Source organism: Corynebacterium halotolerans YIM 70093 = DSM 44683 (assembly GCF_000341345.1).
GTDB lineage: Bacteria > Actinomycetota > Actinomycetes > Mycobacteriales > Mycobacteriaceae > Corynebacterium > Corynebacterium halotolerans.
In genome coordinates, this window is the sequence record NC_020302.1 from 2045414 (window position 1) to 2059995 (window position 14582).

Below are 14582 nucleotides of genomic sequence, written 5' to 3' on the forward strand. Positions count from 1 at the left end.
GCGCTCTCCTGTTCTCCGGGTACGGGTTCACCCTAGAACGGGACCCGGACACGAGAGCCGGCGAGGACGACAGACCGGGAGTACGGCCCTCCACGACGGCACCGTTGCGCGGGCGCCACCCCACGGACCTCAGCGTTCGGCGGCGAGGATCATCCGGTCCACGGTACCGAGCACCTCATCGACGTAGGCGGGATTCACGCCCGGTTCGCGCCGGGCGGCGATCAACTCCTCCTGGGCCGCGCGAAGCGCCCCGAGGCGCAGCTTCCCGGCGGCGCGCCGCTGTTCGGCGAACCGTCCGGCGGCCTCGGTATCGTCGCCCAGCTCCCGGCTGATCCACTGCCGGATGGCGTCGATCCTCTCCGTCGGGACCTCGGGGTGCTCTTCCAGGTGGGCCCGGGCCGCCCGGCGCACCCGCTCGACCAGCTCGGCCCGGGCCTGATCCCCGGCGGCATCGGGGCCCTGCTCCAGATTCAGCCGGCCCATCAGCCACGGCAGCGTCAGCGCGGGCAGGACCATGGTGATCAGCAACACCACCAGGGCGATGACCGCGAGCTCGTGGTGGAAGGGGAAGAAACCGGAGGGGATGGACAGCACCAGGGCGAGGGTAACCAGACCGCGCATGCCGGCCCAGCTCATCAGCAGTGCCTCCTGCATGCGCAGGGGAGCGGTGTTGGTGCGGCCCCGCCACCGGTTGATCCGGTAACTCCCCCACAGCCAGAGGAAGCGCACCGCGATGGCCGCCAGGGACAGCACCACGCCGACCCCCACCGCGGCCCACAGATCGGAGCCGACCTCCTCGACGGCGTCCCGCACACTCAGGCCGATCAGTCCGAAGGCGACGCCCGTGAAGAGGATCTCCACCGTTCCCCAGAAGGCTCCGCCGGACAGCCGGTCCTCCGCGCCGATCGACGCCCGCGAGTTCATCTCCACGGCGGCGATGACGATCGCGATGACCCCGGAGGCCCCCACCTCCTCGGCGAGGAGATAGATGGCGAAGGGCAGCACCCAGGTCAGCGCGTTGCTCGCCTCGACGCTGGGGACATGGTCGGTGAACCAGGCCGACAGCCGGCCGCTGAGCAGGCCGAGGGCCACGGCGGCGATCACGGACCACAGGAAGCTGAGCACCCCGGCGGTCCAGGACAGCTCGGAGCCCGCGACCAGGGCGCCGAGCGCCACGTGGAAGGTCACGATCGACGCCGCGTCGTTGAACAGCCCCTCACTCTGCAGCGAGGTGATGATGCGCCGTGGAATGCCCACCGGTTCCGCGACCGCGTCCACGGCCACGGGGTCCGGCGGGGCGAGGGCGGCGGCCAGCACGATGGCCGCGGCCACCCCGATGCCCGGCAGCAGCAGAAGGGTGACGCCGGTCAACACCGCGATCGTGGCGAACACCAGCAGCACCGACAGGGAGACGATGGTGGAGAGCTGACCGCGGATCACGGGCCAGGAGGTGCGGCGCGCCAGGGCCCACAGCAGCGGTGGCAGGAACACCGGGAGGATGAGTTCGGAGGGGATCTCCAGTTCCGGGATCCCCGGAACCAGGAATGCCCCCGCGGTGACGATGGTGAGCAGGGCGGGCCAGGGCAGCCCGATGCGCTCGCCGACCGCAACCACAGCGACGGTCGTCAGAAGGAGCGCGGCGATCATCAGCAGGGTGGTCATGTCCCCTGTTATACGCCCGCGGGCGACCCTGCGCGGACGGGCCCCCTAGCCGTCCGCCAGGGCCTCACGCGCCTCCCGCTCGGCGAGCCAGTCGCCCCAGTCGAGACTGTCCACCGGATCCGCGGGTGCCAGGACCGGATCGTCGACGGCGAAGGAGCGGGTGCGGCCTGGCCCGGTGGTGCGCGTCTCGAAGCGCACGGTGACCACCCCGTGGCCGGAGCCCTGCACCCAGCCGTGCCCGTACTCCGGGTGGCGCACGTCCTGCGTGGCCCGCCACCCCGAGGGCGGGGGCGGCTCGTCGATCTCCACGACCTCCTCGCCGGCGGATTCTCCCCCGCGCACGCCGACCTCGTAATCGGTGGTCGGGGGCTCGGGGCGGACGACCTGCCGGTCGAGTTCGGGGAAGAGCACGTCCTGCCGGGCGGTCTCCAGCCCGGAGAAGCTGACCCCCACCAGGCGGATGGGCCCCACCTCGTCGGGGTAGCGGGCCAGGCGCGCGGCGGTGGCCAGCAGGGTGTCGAGGTCGTCGGTCGCGTACGACAGGGTCAGGGAGCGGGACTCGATGCGGAAGTCCGCCATCCGCAGCTTGACGGTGACGGTGCGCGCCCCGCGGCCGTCGCGGAGCAGCCGCCGGTGCGCCCCCTCCCCCGCCCGGGTGATCGCGGCGTCGACCTGGCCCGTGGTGGTCAGGTCGGTCTCGTAGGTGTGCTCGGCGGAGACCTGCTTGGCCTCCGCGCGCGGGGCGACGGGGCGGTCGTCGGTGCCGCGGGCGAGCGTCCACAGGCTCAGGCCCACCGTCGCGCCGAGGCTGATCTCCACCTCCTTCCGGCTCATCGCCGCCAGGTCCGCGATCGTGTCGATGCCCATCTGGTGCAGTTTCGCCCCGGTGACGGGTCCGACGCCCCACAGCACCTTCACCGGCATGGGACCCAGGATCTCCCGCTGCTCCTCGACGGGGATGAGGAACACCCCGTCGGGCTTGGCGGCGTCGGAGGCGATCTTCGCGTACTGCTTGCCCGAACCCGCGCCGATCGACGCCGGCAGCCCGGTCTCCTCGCGGATGATCCGCCGCAGGTTCTCCGCCCAGGCCCGGACCTCGTCGGGGCTTGTGTCCGCCAGCTCGGGCGGCTCCAGGAAGCCCTCGTCGATGCTGAGGCGTTCAACGACGCCGGCCTCGCGGGCGACGATCTCGAAGACGCGTCTCGACGCCGTGCTGTAGACCTCCTTGCGCGGGGCGACGACGACCGCGGACCAGCCGACCAGTGCGCGGGCCTGGTGCATGGGCATCGCCGAGCGGGCGCCGTAGGGGCGGGCCTCGTAGGAGGCCCCGGCGACGACGCCGCGGCCGCTGACCCCGCCCACGAGGACCGGGCGGCCGCGCAGGGTGGGGCGGGTCAGCTGCTCGCAGGACGCGAAGAAGGCGTCCATGTCGATGTGCAGTACCCAGCGTCTCATCACTGACCAGGGTAATCGACCACGTGTGCGGTGGTCCCGTCGACCGTCGCCTGCGCGCGGCGCCCGGTTGAGAGTAGGGTCACACGTGTCCCCCAATCCCACGACCGGGAGGTAGCACTGTGGATCCGATGTATCTGATGGAACAAGCCGTGGAGCTGGCCCGCGAAGTGTACGAGGGCGAGACCGACGAGACCGGTGAGCCGCACATCGAGCACATCACCCGCGTGGCCGGCATCCTCCGCGAGAAGGGCGCGAACACCGACGCCGTGGCGGTCGCCTGGCTCCACGACCTCGTCGAGGACACCGACGTCACACTCGACGACCTGCGCGAGATGGGCTTCACCGAGACCATCGTCGACGCCGTCGACCTGCTCACCCACGAGGAGGGCCGGTCCCTTGAGGAGCACCTCACGCGACTGCGCGGGGACGACCTCGCCCGCGCGGTCAAGCACGCGGACCTGACCGACCACGCCTCCGAGGAGCGTCTGTCCCGGCTCGACCCCGCTGAGCGGGAGCAGACGCGGGACCGGTGCCACCGGGGCCTCGAACTGCTCGAGGGCGCCGGGGTGTAGTCCCCCGCCCGCCCTCACGGGCGCCGCAACGCCACCGCCGCGACGACGAAGACGATGCCCGCCAGCTCCGCCCAGGACAGCCACTGGCCCAGGGCGAACGCGCCGATGACCGCGGCGACCAGCGGCAGGATGGCCTGCAGGAGGGCGAAGTACGCGGAGCCGGCCATGCGCAGGACCACCTGGTCCAGGCTGTACGGGATCGCCGCCGAGAGCAGGCCGAGCCCGGCGGCCAGGCCGACGACCTGCATCGCGGACATGTCGACGGTCGTGGGCCACAGCCACAGGATCAGCGGCAGGCCCACGACGGCCGCCCACGCGAAACCAGTGGCGATCGACGTCCGGGAGGTCGCCGCGTCACCCGCGATGCGGGAGCCGGCGACGATGTAGCCGGCCCACAGAGCACCGGCGAGCAGGGCGAAGAGGATGCCGTCGGCGGAGGTCGCCCAGCTTGCCCCGGAGATCACGAGCACCCCGGCCGCGGCGAGGATGAGCGCCCCCCAGTCCCGCACCGAGCGGGAGCCGAAGGCCGCCACGACGATGGGGCCCAGGAACTCGATGGCCACCGCGGTGCCCATGGGCAGACGGGCGATGGCCTCGTAGAAGGTCATGTTCATGCCCATGGTCACGATGCCGTAGACGGCGGCCCGGAAGCCGGTCTCGCCGATGAAGTCCCGCAGCCGCGGGCGGTTGAACACGACGAGGATGACGGCCGCCGCGGCCATGCGGAACCAGGCGACGACGACCGGCGGGAAGACCTCGAACAGGCCGACGGCGATCGCCGCGCCCGCGTACAGCGAGACACCCGAGACCACCATGACCGCCGGGGCGGCCCACCGGTTGCGGTTCTGCGCCGCGGCACTGTTCTCCCCTGTCACGGGAGCCACTCTATCCCGGCGCGGGTGAAGCGAGGGCATCAGCTCGGGGTGACAGGCGCCTTTCCCTGTCCGGGACGTGCCCCCGCAGCACCATCCCCCCCGGCTGGAGGTTCATGTGCGGGCGAACCAGTGCGCAGCTGCGCACTCCTGAACCTGCGGCGGGGCGCAGACGGGAAGGGCCTCCGGGCGGGATCAGCGTCCCGCCCGGAGGCCCCTGCCGGTCGAACCGGGCTAGTTCTTCGCCACCGTGGCGGTCGCGCCCTTGACGACGTCGTGGACGTCGTCACCGGTCAGCGGTTCGGTGGTGACCTCGAGGGAGGTGGCCAGGACCTCGCCGGCGATGAGGCCGCGGTGGCGGGTGGCCCACTCCTCCTTGTCCGCCGGGACCGACAGGGTCACGGTGATGCGGTCGGAGACCGCCAGGCCGGTGGCCTTGCGGGCGTCCTGCAGGCCGCGGATGACGTCCGCGGCCCAGCCCTCGGCCTCGAGCTCCTCGGTGAGCTCCATGTCGAGGACGACCAGGCCGTCGATGCCGTCGATGCGCGCGGTGGAGTCCGGATCGGCGGCGACGAGGCGCTCGGTGAACTCGTCCGGGTTCAGCTCGATGCCGTCGGCGACGACCGTCTCCCCCGCCCGCTCGTAGTTGCCGGCCTTGACGGCCTTGATGGCGCGCTGGACGTCCTTGCCCAGACGCGGGCCGGCAACCTTGGCGTTGACGACGACCTCGAAGGTGCCCACGGAGTCGACGTCGCTGGTGAGCTGGACGTCTTTGACGTTGACCTCGTCGCGGATGATGGGCGCGAAGTCGGCGAGCTTCCCGGAGTCCGGCAGCGCCACGGTCAGCGACGGCAGCGGCAGGCGGTTGCGCAGCTTGTGGGCCTTGCGCACCGAGGAGGCCGCGGAGCACACGCCGCGGGTGGCGTCCATGGCGGCGACCAGCGCGTCGTCGGCCGGGATGTCCGCGGCCGCCGGGTAGTCGGCCAAGTGGACCGAGCGCTCTCCGGTCAGGCCGCGCCAGATGACCTCGGAGATGTACGGCAGCAGCGGGGCCGTGACCCGGGTGAGGACCTCGAGCACCGTGTAGAGGGTGTTGAAGGCCTCCGGGTGCTCGTCATCGCCGGCCCAGAAACGGTCGCGGGAGCGGCGCACGTACCAGTTGGTCAGGGCGTCGGCGAACAGGCGGACCTGGTCGCAGGCACCGGCGATGTCGGTGTCGCGCAACGCGGCGTCGACACCGGTCACGAGGTCGTGCAGCTTGGCCAGGATGTAGCGGTCGAGCACGTGCTCGGAGTCGACGGACCACTCCGCGGTCTTCGAGGAGTACAGCTGCAGGAAGGAGTAGGCGTTCCAGATCGGCAGCAGCGCCTGGCGCACGCCGTCGCGGATGCCCTGCTCGGTGACGATGAGGTTGCCGCCCCGCAGGATCGGCGAGGACATCAGGAACCAGCGCATGGCGTCCGAGCCGTCGCGGTCGAAGACCTCGTTGACGTTCGGGTAGTTGCCCTTGGACTTGGACATCTTCTGCCCGTCCTCGCCGAGGACGATGCCGTGGGCGACGACCTTCTTGTACGCCGGGCGGTCGAACAGCGCGGTCGACAGCACGTGCATGGTGTAGAACCAGCCGCGGGTCTGCCCGGAGTACTCGACGATGAAGTCGGCCGGCGAGTGGGTGTCGAACCACTCGCGGTTCTCGAAGGGGTAGTGCTTCTGGGCGAACGGCATGGAACCGGACTCGAACCAGCAGTCGAGGACCTCCGGCACGCGCCGCATGGTCGACCGGCCGGTGGGATCGTCCGGGTTCGGGCGGGTCAGCTCGTCGATGTAGGGGCGGTGCAGATTCTCCGGGCGCACGCCGAAATCGCGCTCGAGCTCGTCGAGGGAGCCGTAGACGTCGACGCGCGGGTACTCCTCCGAGTCGGAGACCCACACCGGGATGGGCGAGCCCCAGTAGCGGGAGCGGGAGATGTTCCAGTCGCGCGCGCCCTCGAGCCACTTGCCGAACTGGCCGTCGCGGATGTGCTCCGGCAGCCACTCGATCTCGTTGTGGTTGAGCTCGACCATGCGGTCGCGGATCTCGGTGACCTTGACGAACCAGCTCGGCAGGGCCATGTAGATCAGCGGCTGGCCGGAGCGCCAGGAGTGCGGGTAGGAGTGCTCGATGGTGTCGTGGCGCAGGACGCGGCCGGCGGCCTTGAGGTCGCGGATGATGTCCTTGTTGGCGTCGAAGACGAGCTGGCCGGCGTACGGGGCGACCTGCTCGGTGAACTTGCCGTCCATGTCCACCGGGATGACCAGGTCGATGTCGAGGGCCTGGCAGGCGGCCATGTCGTCCTCACCGAAGGCCGGGGCCTGGTGGACGATGCCGGTGCCGTCCTCGGTGGTCACGTACTCGGCGGCCAGGATCTGGAAGCCGTTGCGCATGTCCGCGAAGAAGTCGAAGATCGGCCGGTAGGAGAAGCCGACCAGCTGCGCGCCGGTGAAGGTGGCCGTGACCTCGTGGTCCCCGCCGAACTCCTTGGCGTAGGAGCCCAGCAGGTTCTCGGCCAGCAGCAGGGTGCGGCCGGCGAACTCCGCCAGGCCGTCCTCGCCGACCTTGACCAGGGAGTAGTTGACCTCCGGGTGGACGGCCAGCGCCGAGTTCGACGGCAGGGTCCACGGGGTGGTCGTCCAGGCCAGCGCCGCGGCGTCGGCGAGCTGCGGGTTCTCGGCCAGGGTCTGCTCGGCGGCGGTGCCCGGGCGGGCGCCGGTGAGCGGGAAGGTGACCGTCAACGCCGGGTCCTGGCGCATCTTGTAGGAGTCGTCCAGGCGGGTCTCGTGGTTGGACAACGAGGTGTGCTCGGCCCAGGAGTAGGGCAGCACGCGGAAGCCCTGGTAGATCAGGCCCTTGTCGTAGAGGTTCTTGAACGCCCACATGACCGACTCCATGAAATCCATGTCCATGGTCTTGTAGCCGTTCTCGAAGTCGACCCAGCGCGCCTGACGGGTGACGTACTCCTCCCACTCCTTGGTGTACTGGAGCACGGAGGTGGCGCAGTAGTCGTTGAACTTGGCCAGGCCCATGTCCTCGATCTGGCCTTTGTCGGTGATGCCCAGCTGCTTCTCCGCCTCGAGCTCGGCCGGCAGGCCGTGGGTGTCCCAGCCGAAGACACGCGGGACGTGGTAGCCGGCCATGGTGCGGTAGCGCGGGATGATGTCCTTGACGTAGCCGGTGAGCAGGTGCCCGTAGTGCGGCAGTCCGTTGGCGAACGGGGGGCCGTCGTAGAAGATGTACTCCTCGGAGCCCGCGCGCTGCTCGAGTGAGGCCTGGAAGGTGGCGTCCTCCCTCCAATAGGCGAGGACGTTTTCCTCCATGTCCGGGAACCGGGTGGATCCCCCGGTCATGTCCACCCTGGGGTAGACGCCGCCGACCTGGTCGGTCATAGCTTCGTTCACTTCCTTCACACACGACGGTTCTTGCGCAACTGGTGTACAGGGACGCGTTCTCCGCGCGGTACCACCCTGCTTGGGCTCCCGGCCGTGGCCGTGGAGAGCCCCACTTCGTTTCGTGGTGAAGGTCTGTGACGGTCCCACCCGTCCGGTTCTACTGGGCGGGACCATGCCCCGCTGTTCTTCCGGAACGCTCCCCGGTGATGGCCGGATCATCGCGGTACCCGCCGGGACTGCTCCCCGGCGGCGATACGTGGGAAAGTATACCCCCGTCCGTCAAATCCGCCCGGTTCGGGCCGGGCGGTGCCTGGGCCGGCGTCAGCGCCGACGACGCTGCCGGAGGTCGGCGCCCAGGGCCGCCAGGCCACCGCCCACCGCCGGGAAGAGCAGCCACAGCCAGGCTGCGGCGCCGGTGGCCACGTACGCGACCAGCGCGGTGAAGGCGACGAGGGAGAACCCGAGGGCGGCAAGCAGCATGGCGGGCGGGGGACCTCCGGTCAGGATCCGGGACGGGGTGGGGACGAGGGGAAAACACGTGCTCCCCGGGGACCGTGTGGGGTCCGGCGGGGAGCTAGGGGGCTGGCGCTGCGGGGGTCGGGCTAGTTGTCCTTGCCGACGCCGTCGCCGCTCGGGGCGGAGGAGCCGCGGGACTCCAGCTCCTCGAGCTGGGACTGCAGCATGGTCTTCAGGCGGGTGCGGTACTCGCGCTCGAAGGTGCGCAGCTCGGAGATGCGGGACTCCAGGGCCGTCTGCTGCTGCTTGACGGTGTTCATGATCTCGGCGTGCTTGCGCTCGGCGTCGGCCTGCAGGGCATTGGCCTTGTCCTGGGCCTGTCGGATCTGGGCCTCGGCGCGGGAGTTCGCGTCGTTGACGGTCTCCTCGGCGCGCTTCTCCGCGTCGGCGATCATGCTCTTGGACCGGCTGTCGGCCTCGGAAAGCTGGTTCTGGGCGTTCTTCTCGGCCTCGGCGAGCTGGGCCTTGGCGCGGGAATCGGCGTCGGCCAGCTGGGCCTTGGCGCGGGAATCGGCATCGGCCAGCTGCTTCTCGGCGGCACCGCGGGCCTCGTCCAGCATGGAGCGGGACTCGGCCTGCGCCTCGGAGGTCAGGCGGTCGGCCATCTCCTGGGCCAGGCCCAGCACCTTGGCGGCCTGCATGTGGGTGTCGGCGGTGGCCACCCCGGAGGCACCTGCGCCCGCGGCGGCGGTGGTCGCGGCGGCACCGGAGGCGGCCGCAGCGGCCGGGGCGTTGGAGGTGGAGGCGCTGGACTTCTTCGCCTCGGCGGCCTCGGCGCGGGCCTTGTCGGCGGCGTCCTTGTTCTTCTTGGCCTCATCCTTGGCGGTCTTGGCCTCGGCCTCGGCCTTCTCGGTGGCCTTCTTCGCGTCCGTGAGCTTGGCCTCGTACTCGTTGCGCAGCTTGGTCTCGAGCTCCTTGCGCAGCTTGGCCTCATCCACCTGGGAACCGGCGGCGGCACCCGCACCGGCGGCACCGGCGGTGCCCGTCTTGCCGCCCTGGTCCCGGGAATCCAGTTCCTCGACACGGGAGCGCAGGTCGTCGTTCTCCTCCTGCAGCTGCGAGAGCGTGTCCTCGACGAGGTCGAGGAACTGGTCGACCTCGTCCTCGTTGTACCCCCGCTTGCCGATAGGCGGCTTACTGAAAGCGACATTGTGCACGTCAGCTGGTGTCAGCGGCATTGGAGTTCCCTTCGAGTTTCGTCGGCCCCTGGGGGCTGGTGCGGGACGGCCCACACGGTGCGTTTCAAATAATCGTACGTGGTGGTCCCCGATGAGTGTAGTCGTTCGGACATGGTCGGGGGCCACCAGACACGTTAAATCTTTACCGGAGGTGAACGCGCCCGACCACCCGGCAGACCGCATTTCTCCGGGGAGGTCACACGACCATGGTGTTGAAGACCACGGAGGTGAGGATCGACAGGACAATGAACAGCACGATCACCGAGAGATCGAGTGCGACGTTGCCCAGCCGCAACGGGGGGATCACGCGCCGCAGGGCCTTGACCGGGGGATCCGTGATCACGAAGAGCGGCTCCGCGACCATGATGAACCACCGGGGCGGCTGGAAGTTGCGCGAGAACGACTGGATCATCTCGATCACGATGCGCGCGATGAGGATGAGCGCGAAGAGACGGAGGACGATGTAGAGGATGGTTCCAAGCAGGGTCACGCTCACCGAGCCTATCGGAACCGGGCCCGGATCCACGAACACCCCGCCACCTGGGCGGGGTGTTCGACTGCCACGGGGTGTGGGGGCGGGTCGGGTGGCCGGTCCGGCCGGGATCGGCTAACGCAGACCGGCGGCCCGCTCGAGATCCAGGGTGGACACGGACGCGTTCTCGGGGACGATGGCGAACAGGGTGCGTTCGCCGCCGTCGAGCTTCTTCATCTGGCCGCGCACGGCGAAGCACAGGCCGGCGGCGAAGTCGATGACGCGCTTGGCCTCGGACTTGTCCACGTGGGTCAGGTCGAACACGACCGCGTCGCCGTCGCGGAAGGGCTCGCCGATCAGGGTGGCCTCGGTGTAGGAGGTCAGCTGCACGGGAACGATCGTCGCGGAGTAGGCGCGCGGGGCGGGACGGGGGGCGACCGGTGCCGGCGCCGGGGCGGGGGCCTCGGGCTCAGGGTAACGGTCGTAGTCGTCGTAGTCGCGCTCCCGGCGCGGGGCCGGGGCGTAGGCGGCGGAACCGTCGTTACGGTAACGCGGCTCGTCGTCGTAGTAGGCGTCCTCGTGCTCCATGTCCACCGGAGCCAGGCCGAAGAACTCCTTGGCGCTCTTCATGATTGACATGTCGTGGTCTCCCTCTCGGTTTCTACCCCGTCTGTGCAGCTGATACCGCATGTTACAGATGTACTGGGACTTACGGTAGCTTTCGCTCACCGAGCACGCCGGTTCCGACACGCACGATATCCGAGCCCGCGCAAATCGCGGCCTCCAGATCCGCCGACATGCCGGCCGACAACGTCATCGTCCGCCCCATCCGCTCGCCGAGCCGGTCGGCCAGCCCGCGCGCACCGGCGAAGACCTCCGCGGGGTCGGAACCCAGCGGGGGCACGCACATCAGGCCCGTCAGCTCGAGGTGGGCGGCCTCCTCGACGGCGTCGGCGAGCTCGTCGAGATCACCGGCCGCCACTCCCCCGCGCCCCGGGTCGCCGTCGGCCGACAGCTGCAGGTGGCAGGGCAGGCTCGCCGACTCCCGTTCGCCGCGCTCGAGGGCGAGCGCCACGCCGCGGTCGAGCCCCCGGGCCAGGCGCACGGAGTCCAGCGAGTGGACGGCCGTGGCCCAGCGGGCCACGGCGTTGGCCTTCTTGGTCTGGATCTGGCCGATCATGTGGATGCGGGCCGCCGGCACCTCGCCGGCCTTGGCGCGGGCCTCCTGCTCGCGGTTCTCGGCGACGTCGGTGACGCCGAGTTCCACCAGCCGGGCGAGGTCCGTGGCCGGGTGGAACTTGGTCACCGGCAGCAGCCGGATCTCCCCCGGGTCACGGCCGGCGGCCCGGGCGGCGTCGGCGATGCGTTCGCGCACGCGCGCCAGGTTCTCCCGCAGTTCGGTGGTGCGTTCGGAGTCTGTCCCGTGCACTGCCCTACCCCCTGCCCGTCAGCCACACCAGGCCGGCCTGGCGGCCGGTGGTCCCCTCCCGACGGTAGGAGAAGAAGTCGGTGTCCTCAATGGTGCAGCGCGGGTCGGCCTCGATGCCGGTGACGCCGAGGCTCATCAGCTGGCGCACCAGGCCGGCGCGGACGTCGATGCCCCAGGTGCCCTGCCGGGTGCGGGTGCGTGAGCCGGGCAGGCGGGACTCTACGTCGTCGGCCATCTCCTGCGGCACCTCGTAGTGGCGTCCGGAGGCGGCGGGGCCCAGCAGTGCCTGGATGCCGGTGGGCGTGGCTCCGAGTTCGACCATCTTCTCCACGGTGCGGGCCACGATGCCGTTGCGCGCGCCCATGCGTCCGGCGTGGACGGCGGCCGCGACGCCGGCGGTGTGGTCGGCGAGCAGGACCGGCACGCAGTCGGCGACCAGCACGGCCAGGGCCAGGCCCGGGCGCGTGGTCACCAGGGCGTCGGTCGTCTCGACCGGTCCGGCCTGCGGTCCGTCGACCACGGTGACCGTGTTGGAGTGGATCTGCTCCATCCACACGATGTCGGTCGGGTCCAGGCCGACGGCCCCGGCCAGCCGTTCCCGGTTGGCGGCGACGTGCGCCGGGTCGTCACCGACGTGGTCGGCGAGGTTGAAGGAGTCGTAGGGGGATGCGGAAGCCCCGCCCGCACGGGTGGTGAACACCATGCGGACGGGGCGGTTGTCCTGGGTCAATCGCATGACCCGAGGCTAGCGCATGAAGCTGGGCACATCGAGATCGTCGCCGTCGTCGCGGTTGTCGCGGCCACGGCGGTCGTCGCGGTAGCGGTCCTCACCGGAGGTGAACAGCCCGCCGGAACGGTGGCGGGGCTCCTCGGCGCGGTGGCGCGGGGCGGACGGGGCCGGGGTCGGATCCCGGCGCTCCTGGACCGGCTCGCGGTCGCGCTCGGCGAACAGGGAACCGCGCTCGGAGGCCGGGGCCGGGGTCGGGCTGGGGGCGGCCTCGCGCTCGGGCGAGTTCGATGCGGGGGCGGGGTTCTTCGCGGCGTCGAAACCGGTGGCGATGACGGTGACGCGCACCTCGTCGCCGAGGTTGTCGTCGATGATGGTGCCGAAGATGATGTTGGCGTCCGGATCGGCCTGGTCCTCGACCAGCGTGGCGGCCTCGTTGACCTCCTGCAGACCCAGGTCGGAGCCGCCGGCCACCGACAGCAGCACGCCCTTGGCGCCCTCCATGGTGGACTCGAGCAGCGGGGAGTTGATCGCCTGCTTGGCGGCGACCATGACGCGGTCGTCGCCACGTGCGGAGCCGACGCCCATGAGCGCGGAGCCGGCGTCCGCCATGACCGAACGGACGTCGGCGAAGTCCACGTTGATCACGCCGGGGGTGGTGATCAGGTTCGTGATGCCCTGGACACCGTTGTGCAGGACCTCATCAGCGGCGCGGAAGGCCTCCATCATGGACAGGGAGGCGTCGCCCAGCTGGAGGAGGCGGTCGTTCGGGATGACGATGAGGGTGTCGCAGACACCCTTGAGGACCTCGATGCCCTCCATCGCCTGGCGGGTGCGGCGCTGTCCCTCGAACTTGAAGGGGCGGGTGACCACGCCGACGGTCAGGGCGCCGAGCTTCTTGGCGATGCCGGCGACGACCGGTGCGGCACCGGTGCCCGTTCCGCCACCCTCACCGGCGGTGACGAAGACCATGTCGGCGCCCTTGAGGGTCTCCTCGATCTCGGACTTGTGGTCCTCGGCGGAGGTGCGGCCGACGTCGGGGTTGGCGCCGGCGCCGAGGCCGCGGGTCGCCTCGCGGCCGATGTCGAGCTTGGTGTCCGCGTCGGAGAACAGCAGGGCCTGGGAGTCGGTGTTCACTGCGACGAACTCGACACCCTTCAGCCCCTCCTCAATCATGCGATTGACGGCGTTGACACCGCCGCCGCCGACACCGACGACCTTGATGACGGCGAGGTAGTTGTTCGGTGAGGTCATGGGTATAGGTCTCGCCTTTCAAGTCTGGGGAAGCGTAAACGAGGTCTATATATTATCGCCCGGCACAGACACCGGGCGGGTTGTAAACCATCATGGGCGAAAACGTGTCCGGGAGGGAGCACATTTTCTTTGGCGTGTCGGCAGTCTCAACCTTTACTTTAGGGTTGTGACGTGCACTTTTCCGCGTCGCTCCCAGTGTAGTGGTCCCGCGCGACGGCGTCTGCGGCGGGGTTGGCGGGGGTTGACCGGAGGGTCGGCGCACCCCACCCGCCCGCTTTCGGGGGAGCCGCCCGAAACGCCCCCGGAAAGACGGAGTTCCCAGGTCACGGCCCTCCCGGTCACCGCCGGTCTAGCGCACCGTCACCATGGTCGGCGAGGAGACGTTCCAGTGCTGGCCCTGCCGGGTCAGCACGGTCTCCATGGCCAGGGCCTTGTCGTGGTTGTTCTGGGCGGAGCCCCAGTAGACGGTGCGTCCGTCGTGGAGGTGGAACTCGATGTCCCGGTCGCTCGGGGCGTCGACGCGGGCCACCTGGCCGCGCACGTGCTCGGGCAGGGACTCGACTACCTCGGTGACGGAGGCGAGCACCTCCGGGTCGTCCCGGCCCTCCCCCGTCACCTCGACCGCGCTCTCCGGGGGCGTGTCGATGAGGAAGGGCGTGCCGGTCTCGTCGATCAGGTGGGTGCCGTCCTCCTCGTTGGAGAACAGCACCGCGCGGCGCTCGGTGATCTCCACGCCCAGGGTCGAGGGCCACTGGCGGGTGACGGTGGCGGTGCGCACCCACGGCAGCTGGGCCACCCCGGCGGCGGCCTGCTGGGCGTCGACGCGCACGAGGTTGTCCCCGGGGGCCACCCCCGTGGCCTCCTGGACCGTCTCGACGGGCAGCCGCTCGGCGCCGGTGATGTCGTACCCGGTGACCTTGAGGACCGGGAAGGCCCAGAGCACACCGGTGACGACGACCGCGAGCGCCACCAGTCCGGCCAGCACCGCCGCGATGAGCTTCTTCGACATCTCGGTGGTG

Annotated in this window: 13 protein-coding genes; 1 reads left to right on the forward strand and 12 read right to left on the reverse strand. The window is 70.4% G+C overall.

Going from position 1 to position 14582, the window contains the following annotated elements; genetic code table 11:
* Positions 1–129: 129 nt before the first annotated feature.
* Together A605_RS09515 and A605_RS09520 are read right to left on the reverse strand one after the other, a co-directional pair.
* Positions 130–1662, reverse strand: coding sequence for a cation:proton antiporter (locus A605_RS09515; protein WP_015401300.1), 1533 nt, complete (start codon positions 1660–1662; stop codon positions 130–132).
* A gap of 45 nt (positions 1663–1707) precedes the next feature.
* Complete coding sequence (locus A605_RS09520) at positions 1708–3117, reverse strand: DNA polymerase IV (RefSeq protein ID WP_015401301.1); 1410 nt, start codon at positions 3115–3117, stop codon at positions 1708–1710.
* A 137-nt stretch (positions 3118–3254) separates the two neighbouring features.
* On the opposite strand from A605_RS09520, the gene A605_RS09525 reads away from it, so the two are divergent.
* Positions 3255–3689, forward strand: a complete 435-nt coding sequence (locus A605_RS09525; protein ID WP_162175323.1) for an HD domain-containing protein — start codon at positions 3255–3257, stop codon at positions 3687–3689.
* Positions 3690–3703: 14 nt separating this feature from the next.
* Here A605_RS09525 and A605_RS09530 read toward each other — a convergent pair whose 3' ends face one another.
* The 10 genes from A605_RS09530 to A605_RS09570 all read right to left on the reverse strand — a co-directional run bounded on the left by A605_RS09530 (position 3704) and on the right by A605_RS09570 (position 14572).
* Positions 3704–4504, reverse strand: a complete 801-nt coding sequence (locus A605_RS09530) for an EamA family transporter (protein WP_081602179.1) — start codon at positions 4502–4504, stop codon at positions 3704–3706.
* Positions 4505–4795: 291 nt separating this feature from the next.
* Positions 4796–7984, reverse strand: a complete 3189-nt coding sequence (gene ileS / locus A605_RS09535) for an isoleucine--tRNA ligase (RefSeq protein ID WP_015401304.1) — start codon at positions 7982–7984, stop codon at positions 4796–4798.
* Positions 7985–8308: 324 nt separating this feature from the next.
* Positions 8309–8467, reverse strand: a complete 159-nt coding sequence (locus A605_RS15510) for a hypothetical protein (RefSeq protein ID WP_154653287.1) — start codon at positions 8465–8467, stop codon at positions 8309–8311.
* Between the two features lie 122 nt (positions 8468–8589).
* Positions 8590–9681: a DivIVA domain-containing protein gene (locus tag A605_RS09540; RefSeq protein WP_015401305.1), complete on the reverse strand. Its 1092-nt coding sequence runs from the start codon at positions 9679–9681 to the stop codon at positions 8590–8592.
* Positions 9682–9877: 196 nt separating this feature from the next.
* The gene (locus A605_RS09545) at positions 9878–10171 is read right to left on the reverse strand and encodes a YggT family protein (protein WP_027004089.1); all 294 of its coding nucleotides are present in this window, start codon (positions 10169–10171) and stop codon (positions 9878–9880) included.
* A gap of 117 nt (positions 10172–10288) precedes the next feature.
* The gene (locus A605_RS09550) at positions 10289–10792 is read right to left on the reverse strand and encodes a cell division protein SepF (protein ID WP_015401307.1); all 504 of its coding nucleotides are present in this window, start codon (positions 10790–10792) and stop codon (positions 10289–10291) included.
* 70 nt (positions 10793–10862) lie between these two features.
* On the reverse strand, positions 10863–11582 hold the full coding sequence (locus A605_RS09555) for a YggS family pyridoxal phosphate-dependent enzyme (protein ID WP_015401308.1): 720 nt from the start codon (positions 11580–11582) through the stop codon (positions 10863–10865).
* 4 nt (positions 11583–11586) lie between these two features.
* Entirely contained in the window at positions 11587–12318 is a 732-nt protein-coding gene (gene pgeF / locus A605_RS09560; RefSeq protein WP_027004088.1) for a peptidoglycan editing factor PgeF, read from the reverse strand.
* A 9-nt stretch (positions 12319–12327) separates the two neighbouring features.
* Positions 12328–13563: a cell division protein FtsZ gene (gene ftsZ, locus A605_RS09565; protein WP_015401310.1), complete on the reverse strand. Its 1236-nt coding sequence runs from the start codon at positions 13561–13563 to the stop codon at positions 12328–12330.
* 349 nt (positions 13564–13912) lie between these two features.
* Positions 13913–14572: a cell division protein FtsQ/DivIB gene (locus tag A605_RS09570; RefSeq protein WP_015401311.1), complete on the reverse strand. Its 660-nt coding sequence runs from the start codon at positions 14570–14572 to the stop codon at positions 13913–13915.
* Between the last annotated feature and the right edge of the window lie 10 nt (positions 14573–14582).

What these genes read in the sequence shown, in the direction of transcription:
- A605_RS09515 (WP_015401300.1), bottom strand. Translation starts at nt 1,662, where the DNA reads ATGACCACCCTGCTGATGATCGCCGCGCTCCTTCTGACGACCGTCGCT.
- A605_RS09520 (WP_015401301.1), bottom strand. Translation starts at nt 3,117, where the DNA reads ATGAGACGCTGGGTACTGCACATCGACATGGACGCCTTCTTCGCGTCC.
- A605_RS09525 (WP_162175323.1), top strand. Translation starts at nt 3,255, where the DNA reads ATGGAACAAGCCGTGGAGCTGGCCCGCGAAGTGTACGAGGGCGAGACC.
- A605_RS09530 (WP_081602179.1), bottom strand. Translation starts at nt 4,504, where the DNA reads ATGGTGGTCTCGGGTGTCTCGCTGTACGCGGGCGCGGCGATCGCCGTC.
- ileS (WP_015401304.1), bottom strand. Translation starts at nt 7,984, where the DNA reads ATGACCGACCAGGTCGGCGGCGTCTACCCCAGGGTGGACATGACCGGG.
- A605_RS15510 (WP_154653287.1), bottom strand. Translation starts at nt 8,467, where the DNA reads ATGCTGCTTGCCGCCCTCGGGTTCTCCCTCGTCGCCTTCACCGCGCTG.
- A605_RS09540 (WP_015401305.1), bottom strand. Translation starts at nt 9,681, where the DNA reads ATGCCGCTGACACCAGCTGACGTGCACAATGTCGCTTTCAGTAAGCCG.
- A605_RS09550 (WP_015401307.1), bottom strand. Translation starts at nt 10,792, where the DNA reads ATGTCAATCATGAAGAGCGCCAAGGAGTTCTTCGGCCTGGCTCCGGTG.
- pgeF (WP_027004088.1), bottom strand. Translation starts at nt 12,318, where the DNA reads ATGCGATTGACCCAGGACAACCGCCCCGTCCGCATGGTGTTCACCACC.
- ftsZ (WP_015401310.1), bottom strand. Translation starts at nt 13,563, where the DNA reads ATGACCTCACCGAACAACTACCTCGCCGTCATCAAGGTCGTCGGTGTC.
- A605_RS09570 (WP_015401311.1), bottom strand. Translation starts at nt 14,572, where the DNA reads ATGTCGAAGAAGCTCATCGCGGCGGTGCTGGCCGGACTGGTGGCGCTC.